A 15,274-nucleotide genomic window follows, 5' to 3' on the forward strand; every position below is an offset into this window, starting at 1 on the left:
ATGGGCATGGTGTTCCGCCCATTTAATAAATTAATAGGGAATAGGTATTGACATCATGCTATATCCATGATTTATGAATTTCATATATTTGTAAATTTCCTATTGACATTTTTCCAAATTTCCAGTTGGAAAAAGTGTGACAAGATATTCCAACAATGCTATAATAGGAACAGTTACTGAATCGAACATTCGTTTTATCATCTGAGTTAGTGTTCGTATTTTGTAACATAACTGTAATATTATTTCATCTTGTCAAAACATGACATAGCATGCTAATATAGGTCATGTAAGGTAAACACATGAAAATGAATGACACTTAAATAATACATAACGTGATAGGGTGTGAGGAGATGAAGTAGATGTCGATGACTTTTTATACTGTAAAAGACATCATTGAAATGCTATCAGTAAGTGAACGAACTGTAAGAAGATGGATAGCTGACGGTAAGTTAGAATCTATCAAAATTGGCGGGCAAGTTAGAATTACAAATGACGGGTTAAACAAATTTATTAATTCAAATACTGGAGGAAATGAAAATGACAAACACTAATCAATTAAATACAGAGGTAAACGAAATCGCGGTAGTGGACGAGCAGGTAAATAAAAATGATATCGTGACAGTTGATAAAGTAACACCTAACATCTTTGCAGCAGACGGTTCAAAAGAAGTATTCTTCTCATCTATCCAAGCAACAGACCGTAAATCAGCGGTTAAAATGTATAACGCTATTAACTCAAGCGAAAACGCTCTAGCAGATCATAGAGGTGAAGTGTTACAAATTACAGATATGGTTGCACATGCTATTACATTAGAAGATGAAGTTACAAAAGAAAACGTTGATGCGTTACGTGTTGTATTGGTTGCGAAAGACGGTAAAGCGTACCACGCTATTTCACAGGGCGTTGTGTCATCTATTCAAAAGATTATTAGTATCGTAGGCCCAGCTCCTTGGAATGAGCCTTTAGAAATCGTACCTGTTGAAGTGAAAACACGTAAAGGATTCAAAACGTTAACTTTACAATTACAAGGTTAATTTCTCATAACAAATGAATGAGGTTGCACATTATGTGTAACCTCTTTTTTAAAAAAAGAAAGGATGTTGTGACGGTGAAAGGGATAGAAGATTTAGTACAAGTATCAATTCGTACAAATGAACGTGACATTGAATTTACATCTTTTAAAGGTCACATTGTGATTAAACAGTCTCTTGACGGGGAGACATCATCAGTAGTCGTTACACAAGACGAGTTAAATATGCTACAAGCTATTTTTAAAGGTGAAATGCCTGGGTATATGGATTCTATATTAAATAGAAGTTTGTAAGGCTTTAGAACCTGTAACAAGGCTTTACAGGTTCAAATAGCTTTATACAAAGGCAGGTGAGGATATGGCTAATAAACGGACAAGAAAGAAACAAATAAAGAAGCAACAAGATAGATCGTTGAAGCAGTTAGGATATAGTAGTAAACAAATATCAAAGTTACAAGGTTCTACTAGACAGAAAGTGTACAAACATGAGATAGAGAAAAAACGGAAACGTGATAATTATCATATGTTTCGTTCACTAGGTTTTGATTCGAAAGAGTCAAACAGAATGAAATCATGGAAACCTTCACGTATTGAATCGTTTCTATCAGAATTTAACTCTAAGTATTTGCTAGTTGTTTATAAGGATGTCACGGAAGAGACAGATAGTGAAGCGTTATATCTTATTAAGAATCGTACAAAGAAAAGAAGTACAAGCAGTATAAAGGCTAGTATAAAAGGTTGGTTACGTGCAGGTATGAATCAGGGTTACATAGGTGGTTATGAAATGGAAGTAGGAAACAAAGAAGAAATAGCATTTCATCAAAGAGCTTACCATTTTAGAAAGTATTTACAAGCGTATCACGGTCAGGGTAAACAGTTAAAACCATTACTAAACTTACTAGAGAACATGATGGTTTTGCTGTATACGGTAGAAGACAAAGACGAGTTTGTTTTGGACTTGATAAAGAATTTACGTAGGTTACCATATCCTGAAGCACATGCGAACGCTGATTATATAGAAGAGGAATTTGATTTAGAAGAAAGTGCGAACCACTTCTAGGGGGTTTATATAATGAGTAAGAAGACAAAAAAAGAGCGTCAAAAGTCGGCTAAACTTTTAACGCTAGACACAGAAACACGAGGTTTGACGGGCGACGTGTTTCGGGTCGGTTTGTTTGACGGTGAAAATTATTATGTTGCAAATACCTTTGACGAAATACTGAACATATTTGATCAGTATAAAAATTATGAATGTCACGTATACGTCCATAACTTAGATTTTGATTTAGGTAAAATAGCAACTACTCTATTTACACGTGATAGGGTGTGTTTTGCTAAATCAATCTTTATCAATGGAAATGTCGTGACATTACATGCTGACTCTATGATACTACATGACAGCCTTAGATTGCTACCCGGAACATTAGAAAAGTTATGTAAAGACTTTGGTTTGACAGATAATGCTAAGAAAGACCTGTCAGATATTATGAAAGAACAGGGGTATGCTATTTATAATGCGGATGGTTCTTTTAATAAAAGAAAGTCACTGGGGAACTATTTCGAAAATGTTCCGGCTGACGACCCTACATTAAATGAGTATTTAGAGTATGACTGTCGTTCGTTACATGAGATTCTTTCTATTGTTATGGACATTGCAGGTATAGATTTAGAAACATTGGTAAAATGTCCTACAACGGCTTCACTTTCTATGAGGGTGTTTAAAGAACAATATTCGGAAGACTATGACAAGGTAGCAACTCATTGGTATACAGGGGAGTGGGGTCGTTTCTTAGAAGACCATGTGCGACTTTCTTATTATGGAGGTCGTACAGAAGTATTTACACCACATTTGCAAAATGGGTATCACCTTGATGTAAATAGTTTATATCCGTATGTTATGAAAATAGCAAAGTTTCCAGTAGGATATCCAAACCTTTTAAAAGATGGACAAGCAGAAAAGAAATGGAGACACTGGAAACGTCGTGCTGTAGGTGGAGGTGTCATGTGGTGTCGGGTAGACGTGCCGGAAGATATGTATTTACCTGTACTACCAAAACGTGACCCAAGCGGTAAATTATTGTTTCCAGTTGGAAAACTGGAAGGTGTATGGACGTTACCCGAACTACTGGAAGCGGAACGAAATGGGTGTACAATAGAAGCTGTTTATCAAATGGTATATTGGGAACAGATGGAATATATTTTTAAAGACTTTGTTGAGAATTTTGAAGTATTAAAGAAAACATCTGAGGGTGCCAAGAAAATTTTCGCCAAACTCATTCAGAATGCCCTCTATGGAAAGTTTGGTATGCAGAGAAAGAGAACGTCATATGGAGATATGCGTGACATACATGATTTACAAGAAAAAGGTATTGAATATAGGGTACACAAACATACGAACAACGGTATTGAAATGGAATTTACCGAGTATTTATCAGAATCAAAGGCAATGTATATTCAACCTCATATTGCTTCATACGTAACAGCATACGCACGTATTTTGCTATATAGAGCGTTAAAGGAACAACATGAAAAAGGTGTTATCGGGTACTGTGACACGGATTCAATTGCATGTGAGTCTATGATGGATGCTAACATGATAGATAAGGAAGAGTATGGAAAATGGGATTTAGAAGGGGTTATAAAAGAAGGTATCTTTTTACAACCAAAATTCTATGCGGAACGTCATGAGAATGGAAAAGAAGTGATTCGTGCAAAAGGTATTCCTCGTGACAAGATGGAAGAAATATCTTTTGATAACTATAAAGAATGGCTTGAAATTATGAAAGAGGGCGAACAGGAAAGAATACATATTTTTGATGGACATCAGGCCCGAAAGAAATTCTCTACAACGTTAAAAGCGGACGAGCATTTTGATACACAACGTGAAATGAAGAAATCAATTAATTTGTTATTAGAACAGAAACGTATTATTGACTATAAAAACAATGTCACACGCCCACATGCACGTTATGATTATGGACCGAAAAAAGATGAAATGAACTATAAAGACTACCAAGAATACGAAAAGAAATTAAATGATATGTATGATGACGTAGACGATATTAAAGAATTAATAAATGATTTAGGGTATATCAAATGCATGTCTAAAGGTGATATGTATTATGAGGAATATAAACAATTCCCACGATCAGTGAGAAGTAAGTATTTCCGCAAAACAGGTATTCCAATTGATGTATGGTCAGAGGAAGCAGGATGGGAATTAAACGATTTGTTAGAAGAATTCCGTTTAATGGGGGTATGACAATGTTAACCGAAAGAGAACAGGATGCGTTAGAATGTATAATGGGGTATATGGAAGAGTTTGGTTTTGCCCCGTCTGTGCGTGACATGGCAAGTCGTATGTATGTGAGCCACAAAACCGCACACCGATATCTATTACAATTGGAAAGTAAGGGACGAATTAAGAGATTACATCATAGACCGCGAGCAATCCAACTGTACTAAAAAGGAGGAAAAGCTATGCGTGACAAATTGCTTGACTTTATCGTCGAACTATCACAATCTAGCAAACAAGTCGTAGCAAAGGAATACATATTAGATAGACTATTACAAATTACAAAAGAAGATTATAAGGAGCTTAAAGAACTAGAAAAGAAAGTAAAAGACTAGCCGTCACGGTTAGTCTTTTTTATTTGTCCAAAATGACACACGTGTGACGTTACACAGAACAATCGTTCGTATTATAGTAGATTTATAAGAACAAACATTCGATTAAGGAGTGAGTCACATGAAATCACTTGATGAATTAAAACATGCAGAAGAGAAACCAAAGTATAGATTAGGTGACTTCCAATTCTTTGCTAAAAAGAAAGATGAGGAAGAACCGGAGGAAGATGATCAAGAGGAAGAAGAGGAAGAACCAAAAAGCGATGAGGAGGCGCCAGCATGGGCAAACAATCTAGTCAAGAACATAGCGAAATTAATCAACCCAACGGAGCAACCGGAGGGAACGCAAAAAGTACCAGTACCGAAAGCACCACCGGAACCGGAGGAAGACGACGAGGAGGAAGAGGAACCCAAGCCGGAACCAATACCGCAGAATCCAGTGGGAAAATTCCTAAAGTGGTTGCTGTAGAAGTACCGGGAACGGAAGCTGATAAAGAAGCAGAGAAAAAAGCAAAGGCAGCCGAACGTCAGCGTAAATCTCGTGCCAATAAAAAAGCAGCAGCTAGCAAGAAAACATCATCACCGGCAAACGGTGACCAAATTAAAATTATGTTGCTTACCATGTCTACGATCATGGCGTCACGTCCGGGAATGGAAATGTGGATGCTATCACCTGATGAAGCTGAACAAATCGTCACACCATTATCTAGCATTATGGCAAAGTCGAATGTTGGGGAATCTTTGGGAGAATATGCAGACCATATTGCACTTGCAAATGCATGTTTTACGATTCTCGCACCAAAGTTTATCGCATGGCAAGCATCAAAACCAAAAAAGAAGGAGGTTCAAAACCCATATGTTAGAGCAAATTCAAATACCAACAGAACCAGCACAAACGAAAGCGGAAAGGCTCCAGCTAGTAGCGGACCAAGTCGCAAACAACCTACCGATGCACTTACGAATGTTGGCGGGTTCATATCTGAAATCATTCCACCAAGTGTTGGAGTCTAGTACAGAACTTGACCACAATTTAGATGTAGCGTGTGACAAGTTACGGGATGTGATTGACTATGTCCAACATGGTTATCATTCGGGCGAGTAGATGTATCTATCCAATCCCCTTGTTTGAATGGAATTACAAATGGAAACCGCACTTTCCTATTATGGAAGAATGGTTTACCTGTATAGGCGAAAAGTACGTCACATTAGAATATGGGAATGAAAGCTACCGCATGGACGAATCATTCTTTACAGAGCATGTCCTCCCTAAGATTCCCTATATTTTGCGCAGGGAAGCTTTGAAACGTGGTAAAGGAGTATCACGCACCGAAAAGAGTTATAGCAAGAAAGGTGTGAAGAAACATGAGTCTTACAACTATCGGCACGGATGAGCATGTGTTTTTATCCGGTCAGACAGGTACAGGGAAAAGCTTTACGGCTGAAGTGTACTTATCAGGTGTGACAGACGTCGACGTCGTGAAACTCGATACAAAAGGGGAAGTGCATGAAAGGCGTAAAAAGAAAGAACCAATATGGCGTGGATTAGTAGAGGGGAAAGACTATACCGTCGTTGAGCGTTTAGCAGATATTGACGATGTAGAGACACGAAAAATCATCTATGCTCCTATCTTTGAAGAACAGGAACAAGAATACTATGACAAGCTTATGAAATGGGTTTATATGCGTGAAAATACAATTCTATGGATTGATGAGTTAATGGAAGTCTGTCCGTCACACTTCAAGTATCCACCTTATTTAAAAGGATTAATGACACGTGGACGTAGTAAAGAAGCGACTGTATGGGCTTGTACACAACGTCCGGCAGAGATTCCCGCCATTGTTATGGGTAACGCTACACACTTTTTTATCTTTGACATGAACTTACCGCAAGATAGGGAGAAGATTGCAAAGACAACCGGGGCTATGAAATTTCTAGAAAAGCCCGGATATCGTAAGTTTTGGTATTTCCGTAGCGGATGGGATGAACCTGTTTTAGCGGAACTGAAACTATAAGGAGGTGATCATGTGGAGGGTAAATTTGCAGGGGTTGGTATGAAAAACCTCATCGTGCTATGGCTGATTATCATTATGTTTACGGTCATGGCAAAAGTTATCTTTACGAAATATCCTGTACCCGGATTAAGTGAAGTGGTACAAGCCGTATAAAGGAGGAAAACAATATGAATCTATTTAGTCCAAAATGGTGGATTAATATGTTTATCACAACATTTGTGACAATGATTTTTATCTACCTAATTAAAAAAGTGAGTGGGAAATATAACGTACCATTCGTAAAAACAATAGCAGAGGAAGTGTAGAAAATGGCTGAAACGAAAACAAAAGTATCACCGCAGCAGCGTGCACAATTATTCGCACAACAAACACGACAAAACTTTCAAATGTTACCGACAAAATCGGTGACAAGTGAACTTTCGAGCGTAGAATTTGAGCTACCAAAAACACGATTATTATCCCGCATCTTATTAAATGTTCAAGCGGTTGCAACGCTGAAATCAAATGCAGGGACAATCGAAAAGGATGCACTGTCACCTTATGGTATTTTACGACGTGTGACATTAGATTTCAATAATGGTTTCACACCTTTCATTACATCAGGACGTGACTTGTTTATGTATAACGTATTACGACAACGCCCAGAAGTATTATATCCGGGTGCTAACACGCAATCTATGGTGTATGTAGAAAATAAATCTTCTACAGGTGGAACGGATGCGAAAATTAATTTTACAATCCCAATTCCTGTATCACTAAATGAACGTGACCCAGTCGGGCTATTCCTATTACAGAATGCGGAAACAAATGTAAAGCTATCGGTTGATGTAGACGAACTGAAAAAAGCATTTAAATTAAACGTCACAAATAATGATCGTGTTGATTTTAAATCAATGAAGATTACACCGATGTTAGAAACGTTTACCATTCCACCTATGCCGGAAGCGTTCCCTGATATTAGTGTACTGAAAATTGTTCACTCAAAAGCGGACTTATTCTCAGGTGGTGGACAAAACATCGTCAAATTAAACGTCGGTACGATCTACCGCAAACTCATTTTCTATATTGAAGATGCGGATGGAAACCCAATGGCTCCAGAAGACTTTAACGGAAACATTGAACTCGTGTTTAACCAAGCTGACACGCCTTACAATATCGACCCGTTAGCGTTGACACATTTAAATCATATGCAACTCGGTTACCCACTCCCAAAAGGAATGTATGTCTTTGACTTCAGTAACCAAGGTATTACAAATCTAGGTGGTAGCCGTGACTATATTGATACAGAACGTCTAACAGAATTCTGGGTACGTTTCGGGTCACAAAAACCGGGTCGTATTACGGTAGTTTCTGAAACATTATCAAGATTACGATAAGGGGCTTTGCTCCTTTCGTTTTCTATAAGGAGGAAAACAAATGGCGAGTTTATTTCATCATACAGCGGATTTATATCCGGGTATGGGTTACTTGAATACAAGTCTAGTAACAGTACCAGAACCAGAAGACCAAGTAGCATTACCAGACGATCAAAAGATTGCTACAGATATGAAAGCGTCACATAGCCCTGTAACAAGCGGTAACATATGGCGTTCGATTGGTATTGTAATGGTTATTGTTATTTTACTAGGATACTTTGGGAGGGGTTAACGATGGATGCTCAAGCAATACAAATGCTTATCGGTAGTGTAGGTTTTCCTATTTTCGCTTACGTCTACCATATGATGACAATGCAAAAGACCTTAGAGACAAATACAAAAATCATGATTCGTCTTGAAAAGTATATGGACGATAATGACGAAAAGCAAGGTGTTACGCATGAGTAAAACATTAATTTTAGTCGTGGGGATTCTTGCGTTATGGTTCTTTGTTATCCGAAAAAAGAAGGCGTGATGTCACGTGAATAACGATGCAAAAGGGTTAACTTTTTTAACACTGTCTATCATTTTCTTGTGGCTTGTATTTGATGATCTAGTCGGTAAAAAACGTTTGTCACGTGTAGCGAAAATGATTGCTCCAGATTTAAACGTACCAAGTCTAGGTGATATTGCAAGTGATGTGACGGAAAAAGTAGTGGACGGTGCAAAAGAGTCCGTAAAAGAAACTGCTAAAGATACAAGGGAAGCTCAGAAAAAAGCGGATGATAAAGTAGCTGATGTTCTATATAAACCGCCTTTCAAAGTATCTAACAAAACAAAAGAGACACTAGACAGGCTGCATAAAAACAGTACAAACAGTAAAAAAGTAAGTGCTTATAAAGATAGAGGGTGGCTCGGTTATAGCTGGGAAGACCTTTGGAACGATGTAAAGGGGTGGTTTTAATTGAAAGAATTTACACAGTCCATGCCCTTCATTATTTTCTTTCTAATCATAACAATTTTATTGCAAACTTTTACAAACCAAAAAGTGACGGAAGGTTTCTTGACACTTGTATTGCTTTCTATGGTTGTTCTAAATAGCGATAAAATGAAAAAACTATTAAATGGGGTGAACGCATGAACAGAGTATTTGATGTGATTGCAGGCATTGGTGTATTAATAGGTATTTATTTGTTCCTATCAAACGGTAAACAAACAACATCTATTATTAGCACGATTGCAACGAATTCAATCAGCGGTATTAAAACGCTACAAGGACGATAGGAGGGGTTAACGTGAAACCAGAATATCGTAGCATGATGAATGGACAAGGAATAAATCATTTGGAGAAGGCGTTATATACGCCCTCCACTTCATTAGAAATCGGGTGTGACCATTACATGGGACACTATTCTATGCTTGTTCATCATGAAAATAAAAGGGTTCGTATCATTACACCAGAACCTTCACAAATGCCTTATGAACAAGTGCAATTTAATTTACAAAATAGCACAATATCAGATAAAGATTTCCCGCATGGTGAGTATTTAGGCGATGCCATTATGGGGATATAGGAGGTGTGACATATGTCTGAAATTGTACCTGCTGCGGGTGGATCGTCCGGCAAAAAAGGGAAGCTGTCAAAAAACCAAAAGATGCTATTTTTCGGTGGAGGGTTAGCCGTGATTGGTTTCTTTCTTGTCATGAGTCGTGGTAAGTCGTCTTCTTCATCTTCAGAACAAGAAGAAATACCGGATTACCTTACAAATTATCCGACACTCGGTCCGCAAAATGCTTTGATGAACGATCAAATGAATGCACTGATTGGACATCAAGAAGAGATGATGAATTCTCTTTTAGAAGCGACTGGTAAAAAGCCACCTTCAGAAGTATACCAATACCGTAGCGGTGATTATGCGGATGAAGCGAGCGCCTTAAAAATGCAATCTTGGTTAATCGGTCAAGGTATCTCATCTACTACCATTGAGAAATTCCGTTCAGAAAATGGATGGGCGGGTGATCGCACATATTATGCTGTAAAGGGATACACCGCTGACCAAGAGATGTTATTAGATGTATCGAAAAACGCGAGGGAAAAAGGGTATACCGTGTATAGCGAAGCACAAAAAGTAAAAACAAACGATGCACCGAAACCGGGGTCGCATACCGGAGCGTGGTAGCCAATGGCTTTAGATGTTAAACCATTTATAAATGATGCACAGCGCATACAAAAAGAAACAGGGATTCCCGCAAGTATTATTCTAGGACAAATGATATTTGAATCATCTGGAAGTAATCCCGGTGGAATGTCCGGGCTTGCCTATAACTCAAAAAACTTATTCGGTATTAAAGGTGTCGGTCCTGCCGGTACCACCTCTGTATGGTCTATGGAGTATGACAAAGGCGGGGGACGTGTTTCTGGTTTTAGAAAGTACAATTCCTATTACGAATCCATGCTAGACCATGCAAAGCTATTGCAAAACGCTAACTACTCAAAACACTTGCAAGGAGCGAAAACATACCAAGACTTTGCAAAAGGTATCAAAGCGGGTGGTTATGCGACAGACCCGAACTATGCGGGACAACTGATTAAAATTATCGAACAAAATGGATTGAATAAATATGATGATGGGACACCGTTCACCGGAGGGGGTTCGCTCCCGTCTGGTGGAGGGGATGATAAACGTGGACTTTTCAATGCAATCAGTGGCGGTGTCATTCGTGCCTTGCTTATTCTTTTATGCTTTGTGGCTTGTGTTCTCTTTTTTGCCAAGGCATTCCCACAAGTCGAAGCTACGGCAACAAAAGGAGCAAAGACTGTCACACGATCAGTAAAAAAACGGAAGAAAGGCGGTGGACAAGGTGGCGGATACAAACGGGTTGAAACTCAACGACAAACTCAAACAAGCGTATGACAAAGCCTTGTCACTCGGTCTACGTTTTACATCAGGATTCCGTTCTGGTTCAACAGGACCGAGCGGGAAGCCTGATAGCCATTCCCAAGGCATGGCGATGGACTTCGCCGGGTCAAAAGAGCAAATGGACCAATTTGCAAAATGGGCGAAAACGTCACCGTTATTTACGGAAGTGTTATGGCAAACTGCGGGTCACTATGATCACGTACATGTTGGGTGGCAAGAAGGGAAACACCAAGCCGGGAAAATGTATGTAGGTGACAAAACGTTAATTGATAGACCTAAGGGTGATGGTGGCGGGGATTTAACAACGTCTGGTGGCGGGGCTACGTCTTCGTCAAATGGTGACAAGACTTGGATACATACAGCATTTACAGGTATTGTACGTGCTGTCATCATTATTCTCTTTTTAATCATTGCACTATATTTCTTCTTCCAAGCGTTCCCTGATTTAAAAATAAAGTTATAAGGAGTGACAATCATGTCAAAATTCGATGAAAAGACCTGGAGGGAATCCCGTGTCACGTTACCCGCCCAGACACCTATCACACAATATTTTCAGGACACAAAACCAAACTACATTTTAATTACAAACCGTAATGATACAGAAATTTACTTGTCAACAAGTGCCGGGGTAAGCAAAAACGAGTATGCTATCAAAATTCCGCCATTAGGTAGGAAACTATATTCAAGACCAAAAACAATGACTCAAGTGTTTTTATATCAGGAATCAACGAAAGAAATTGTAATTGATTTAGAAACATGGGAAGGCGAATTTGAAGCATCAGCATTAAGTCAATCACTCGATACTGTACCACTTACAGGCGATCAAGTGCTTGGTATTGTACATGTTGGTAACTTCCCTGACAAACAGGATGTACTCATTGATAATTTCCCCACTACACAAAATGTAGCTGGTAAAGTGTCGGTCGAGAACTTCCCTGCACCTGTTAAGACAGTATCAGTGGATAACTTCCCTACACCTGTCAAAACGGTATCAGTAGATAATTTTCCTACATTACAGCAAGTAGAAGTAACCAATCAGCTACTACCTACTTACTATAAAAACGCTGAAATCATTACACCGCATGATACAGCGAATTTTAGCGAAACGTTAGCTATTACTGTAGCAAAAACAGGTGACGTTGCTCTTACATTTATGAACGGTGTGAGCGTTGTTTTAAACCTGTTGCAAGGTACAGTTTACCCGTTTCATGTTAAACAGGTAAAAGCTACCGGAACAACTGCTACTGGAATTGTAGCACTAAGGGGGTAACGTTTTGGAAACACGGTATACAGAACACAGTCACTTTAATAACTGGGGTTCAACAAGAGAAAAAGAAATTATTAGGCAACTATTACGTGACACAAATTCAGTAGGGAATATAAATGAAAAGTTTGATGTCTTAAAGCAACAAGGTAGAAACCTAGTTAGAAATACAGATTTTGTGAAAATGCCTTACATTCAGTCTAGAAGTAAGATTTATACATTTGAAGCGACAAAGGACTCTTTTATTCCTGATAAAAAATCGTTGTTCATTCAATCCGAAGGGTATGAATCATCTACTGATCCAAACAAAGATTTTGCCTTTCTACTAACAGAAACAATGTTACAGTACGAACAACTTAAAGTTTCTTTTTGGGTCTATCCTTCAGAATCAAATAAAGAAATGAATATTAGAATGGCTTATTCTCAAGGTGATGTTGTTTACTTAGGTGACCATGACCAATGGAATAAAGTTTCTATCCTATTAGACCTATCAGCTATAGCAAAACAAAATAACTACTTATATTTCAACATGCTTTCTTCCTATTCTATTTATATGACAGGGCTTGAAGTTGAAAGATATGTAGAAGAAACAAAAACGTATCCTACTAGCTTTAAACAAGTAAATGATGTGTTAACAGAAAACTCATCAACCATACAGAATACAAAAGGTAGTATTGAAAGAATGATTGAAGTTGCACAAACCTATGTTGAAAAAGTGAATACACTTTCATATGGGAACATTGCTACGCCTTACGATGCAAAGGTTGACCCTATCAATGGAAAATACCAAATAGATTGTAGCTCCTTTGCAAATCTATTAATTCACGGTATTCCCTACGATCAGTCACGCTATGTAAAAAACGAAAATGTAAACTCAAAACTATTCTTTCAAAATTTAGATGGATACAAGTACCGTTTTGCAAATGAAATAGCTAGATATGCGTTTGAAAAAGGATATTCCTATAAACCGAATAGCGACTTTTCAAATGTAGAACCGGGTGACGTGTTATTTTTCAGTTGGACAAACCGTGAAATGGGTGGAGATTTAGCAAAAGAATTAAGAGAGAATGCGTTTATGAAAATCGACCATGTAGCGGTATTTCTAAATAAGAAAAACGAATCATATTGGTCTACCCTACAATTTGATAACGGTATTAGTAGTGTTTACTATGATGCGACAAACGAATACATGTCACAATGTGTAATCGCTGCAAGGTTCCCTTTTTCTAGCGTGGATAGTCAAGTACAGTCTTCAAACCTGCTGTATGAAGGCGATGTTGTAAGAAATGTTAGCAATACCACTCAGGTCTATACATACACACTAGCCGAGCCTTTAAAAAAAGGAAAATACTATTCATTTGTATTTGATGGAAATGTATTAACAGATGATTGTTACTTTGTTTTACAAGTCAATAACAAAACGATCTATACGGACTATGGGAAAAAAGGAAAATATAACGGTATTACAACGTTTTACTTCCCTTACTTACTAGACGATATAGCCGACAAAATAGCGGTTGGTATAGGTAGGTCTGGTAGTACAGATTTAAACAGAAGCGCTGTAATGAATTGGTGTATGTTATTTGAGGGATATGAAAGGGATAAAACAAGCTATGTGAAACCTGCAAAATCGTTTATTAGAAACTTCAATCTAATTCCTAGTTTAGAAGCTGATTTATTAACTTCATATGCACCTTATTATAAATACGCTATAGAAGGAGAAAAGATGTATTTCAACTTCTCCTTACCTTTTAACACGCTACGCACCGGAAACCTATTACTAGGAAACATACAATCTGATGCGCCCAAAACAACACAACGTCTTCCTATAAATTTAATAGGTGAGAACTACGAAGCGATTAATGGTGTACTACAGATCTCTTGGAACGGTGACATCACAATTGTACCTTATAACCAATCTGTAAAATGGCGATATGGTTTAGCGAATGGGTGCATATTCAAAAATGTATAAGGAGGGTTACAAATGGCCTTACAAATTACGTACGGTATGGAGGTGTTCGGGAAGCAATTAGACTTCCCGAAAGCTTATCTACAAATTGTAAATATTAATGGTGATAAAACATATATGACAGTGCAAGTTATCTTGTATGATGATGACCAAAAGGGGAATGTAATTAACAGACTGCAATACGGGTTTAAACCATCTATTTTAGATTCTGCACCTAACTATCACAAACAAGGTTATGAATATATGAAGACATTACCAGAGTTTAAAAATGCGATTGATATTTTAGAAGAAGGACAAATATAAGGGGGAATTAATATGACAGTAATTGCTGATTTATCACATCATGAAACAGTAGATTGGAGTGTTACAGGTAAGGTGTTAGACTTTGCTATTTTACGTGTACAAGACGGAAGTAGAGTAGTAGACAGAGAATATAAGAAGAATGTAACAGGGTGTAAAGCGTACGGTGTGCCTTTTGGGAACTACGCATTCTGCCGTTTTGTATCTGAAAATGATGCTAAAATCGAAGCACGTGACTTTTGGGAACGTGGTGACAAGGATGCAAAGATTTGGTTTGCAGATATTGAACAGGACACAATGTCTGATATGAGAGCCGGAACACAAGCCTTCATTGATGAACTATATAGACTAGGCGCACAGCGTGTAGGTGTATATGTTGGACATCATAAGTATAGACAATATCAGGTTGACAAGTTACAGCGTGTAGAAGCTGTATGGATTCCACGTTATGGCGGTAAGAAGCCTGACTTCCCATGTGATATATGGCAATATACAGAAACCGGTAGACTGCAAGGTGTATCAGGTGAAGTTGACCTAAACTACCTAAATAATGGGTATACGTTAGAGAAGTTGACAGGTGTACCGAAAGTGAAAGCTAACTATTTTGTGACAGGCGGTTTCAATGATCCTGCTGCAATTGCAAAAATGAAAGAGTTTATGGAACAAAACGGATGGTGGTATGAAGTGAAAGAGGGGTGACGATAAGTCCCCTTCTTTTTTTGTTTTATTGTGAATCATAGATATAGATTGTTGTCAATAGTGGTTATTCAAATGGGCGATGAACCTATGCCCAT

Annotated in this window: 25 protein-coding genes; all 25 read left to right on the forward strand. The window is 38.0% G+C overall.

The window, feature by feature from the left end; all coding sequences use genetic code 11:
- The first annotated feature begins 359 nt into the window (after positions 1-359).
- The 25 genes from BC_RS27380 (at position 360) to BC_RS27480 (ending at position 15,179) form a co-directional block, all read left to right on the forward strand.
- Positions 360-551, forward strand: a complete 192-nt coding sequence (locus tag BC_RS27380; protein WP_011109758.1) for a helix-turn-helix domain-containing protein — start codon at positions 360-362, stop codon at positions 549-551.
- Positions 538-1,035 (forward strand): hypothetical protein, encoded by a 498-nt coding sequence (locus BC_RS27385; protein ID WP_000185743.1) that lies wholly within the window; start codon positions 538-540, stop codon positions 1,033-1,035. Before BC_RS27380 ends, BC_RS27385 begins: the two co-directional genes overlap by 14 nt.
- A gap of 74 nt (positions 1,036-1,109) precedes the next feature.
- Positions 1,110-1,325 carry a cytoplasmic protein gene (locus tag BC_RS27390; protein ID WP_113732235.1) on the forward strand — a complete coding sequence of 72 codons (216 nt, stop codon included), beginning with the start codon at positions 1,110-1,112 and terminating at the stop codon, positions 1,323-1,325.
- A gap of 64 nt (positions 1,326-1,389) precedes the next feature.
- The gene (locus BC_RS27395) at positions 1,390-2,091 is read left to right on the forward strand and encodes a hypothetical protein (protein ID WP_001284675.1); all 702 of its coding nucleotides are present in this window, start codon (positions 1,390-1,392) and stop codon (positions 2,089-2,091) included.
- A gap of 12 nt (positions 2,092-2,103) precedes the next feature.
- Complete coding sequence (locus tag BC_RS27400; RefSeq protein ID WP_000039472.1) at positions 2,104-4,293, forward strand: DNA polymerase; 2,190 nt, start codon at positions 2,104-2,106, stop codon at positions 4,291-4,293.
- A gap of 50 nt (positions 4,294-4,343) precedes the next feature.
- A complete protein-coding gene (locus BC_RS27405; protein ID WP_244297837.1) occupies positions 4,344-4,496 on the forward strand; it encodes a LexA family protein in 153 nt (50 codons plus the stop codon).
- 15 nt (positions 4,497-4,511) lie between these two features.
- Positions 4,512-4,661: a hypothetical protein gene (locus BC_RS27815; protein ID WP_165450346.1), complete on the forward strand. Its 150-nt coding sequence runs from the start codon at positions 4,512-4,514 to the stop codon at positions 4,659-4,661.
- Between the two features lie 118 nt (positions 4,662-4,779).
- On the forward strand, positions 4,780-5,127 hold the full coding sequence (locus BC_RS27410) for a hypothetical protein (RefSeq protein WP_164928354.1): 348 nt from the start codon (positions 4,780-4,782) through the stop codon (positions 5,125-5,127).
- Entirely contained in the window at positions 5,115-5,669 is a 555-nt protein-coding gene (locus tag BC_RS27415) for a hypothetical protein (RefSeq protein WP_164928355.1), read from the forward strand. Before BC_RS27410 ends, BC_RS27415 begins: the two co-directional genes overlap by 13 nt.
- 351 nt (positions 5,670-6,020) lie before the next feature.
- The gene (locus tag BC_RS27420; protein ID WP_000060307.1) at positions 6,021-6,671 is read left to right on the forward strand and encodes a hypothetical protein; all 651 of its coding nucleotides are present in this window, start codon (positions 6,021-6,023) and stop codon (positions 6,669-6,671) included.
- 12 nt (positions 6,672-6,683) lie between these two features.
- Positions 6,684-6,824, forward strand: a complete 141-nt coding sequence (locus tag BC_RS27425; protein WP_000398582.1) for a hypothetical protein — start codon at positions 6,684-6,686, stop codon at positions 6,822-6,824.
- Between the two features lie 14 nt (positions 6,825-6,838).
- A complete protein-coding gene (locus BC_RS27820; RefSeq protein WP_165450347.1) occupies positions 6,839-6,976 on the forward strand; it encodes a hypothetical protein in 138 nt (45 codons plus the stop codon).
- Between the two features lie 3 nt (positions 6,977-6,979).
- On the forward strand, positions 6,980-8,047 hold the full coding sequence (locus BC_RS27430; RefSeq protein WP_000852326.1) for a hypothetical protein: 1,068 nt from the start codon (positions 6,980-6,982) through the stop codon (positions 8,045-8,047).
- A 40-nt stretch (positions 8,048-8,087) separates the two neighbouring features.
- The gene (locus tag BC_RS27435) at positions 8,088-8,318 is read left to right on the forward strand and encodes a hypothetical protein (RefSeq protein WP_000157490.1); all 231 of its coding nucleotides are present in this window, start codon (positions 8,088-8,090) and stop codon (positions 8,316-8,318) included.
- Between the two features lie 2 nt (positions 8,319-8,320).
- Positions 8,321-8,494: a hypothetical protein gene (locus BC_RS27825; RefSeq protein WP_011109762.1), complete on the forward strand. Its 174-nt coding sequence runs from the start codon at positions 8,321-8,323 to the stop codon at positions 8,492-8,494.
- 73 nt (positions 8,495-8,567) lie between these two features.
- A complete protein-coding gene (locus BC_RS27440) occupies positions 8,568-8,990 on the forward strand; it encodes a hypothetical protein (RefSeq protein ID WP_001057982.1) in 423 nt (140 codons plus the stop codon).
- A 173-nt stretch (positions 8,991-9,163) separates the two neighbouring features.
- Positions 9,164-9,310, forward strand: coding sequence for a hypothetical protein (locus BC_RS27830; protein ID WP_001082420.1), 147 nt, complete (start codon positions 9,164-9,166; stop codon positions 9,308-9,310).
- A gap of 11 nt (positions 9,311-9,321) precedes the next feature.
- Complete coding sequence (locus BC_RS27445; RefSeq protein ID WP_000801967.1) at positions 9,322-9,600, forward strand: hypothetical protein; 279 nt, start codon at positions 9,322-9,324, stop codon at positions 9,598-9,600.
- A gap of 12 nt (positions 9,601-9,612) precedes the next feature.
- Entirely contained in the window at positions 9,613-10,206 is a 594-nt protein-coding gene (locus BC_RS27450) for a hypothetical protein (protein WP_001290296.1), read from the forward strand.
- A gap of 3 nt (positions 10,207-10,209) precedes the next feature.
- The gene (locus tag BC_RS27455) at positions 10,210-10,941 is read left to right on the forward strand and encodes a glycoside hydrolase family 73 protein (RefSeq protein ID WP_011109763.1); all 732 of its coding nucleotides are present in this window, start codon (positions 10,210-10,212) and stop codon (positions 10,939-10,941) included.
- On the forward strand, positions 10,889-11,410 hold the full coding sequence (locus tag BC_RS27460; RefSeq protein ID WP_011109764.1) for a D-Ala-D-Ala carboxypeptidase family metallohydrolase: 522 nt from the start codon (positions 10,889-10,891) through the stop codon (positions 11,408-11,410). The genes BC_RS27455 and BC_RS27460 overlap by 53 nt, the downstream gene beginning before the upstream one ends.
- Positions 11,411-11,422: 12 nt before the next feature.
- Positions 11,423-12,217 (forward strand): spike base protein, RCAP_Rcc01079 family, encoded by a 795-nt coding sequence (locus BC_RS27465; protein ID WP_000032648.1) that lies wholly within the window; start codon positions 11,423-11,425, stop codon positions 12,215-12,217.
- A 4-nt stretch (positions 12,218-12,221) separates the two neighbouring features.
- Complete coding sequence (locus BC_RS27470; RefSeq protein ID WP_000450149.1) at positions 12,222-14,183, forward strand: hypothetical protein; 1,962 nt, start codon at positions 12,222-12,224, stop codon at positions 14,181-14,183.
- A 12-nt stretch (positions 14,184-14,195) separates the two neighbouring features.
- Complete coding sequence (locus BC_RS27475) at positions 14,196-14,483, forward strand: hypothetical protein (RefSeq protein ID WP_001207867.1); 288 nt, start codon at positions 14,196-14,198, stop codon at positions 14,481-14,483.
- Positions 14,484-14,495: 12 nt separating this feature from the next.
- Complete coding sequence (locus BC_RS27480) at positions 14,496-15,179, forward strand: glycoside hydrolase family 25 protein (protein ID WP_000215889.1); 684 nt, start codon at positions 14,496-14,498, stop codon at positions 15,177-15,179.
- The last annotated feature ends 95 nt before the right edge of the window (positions 15,180-15,274 follow it).

The organism is Bacillus cereus ATCC 14579, assembly GCF_000007825.1.
In the GTDB taxonomy this organism is placed as follows: Bacteria; Bacillota; Bacilli; order Bacillales; family Bacillaceae_G; genus Bacillus_A; species Bacillus_A cereus.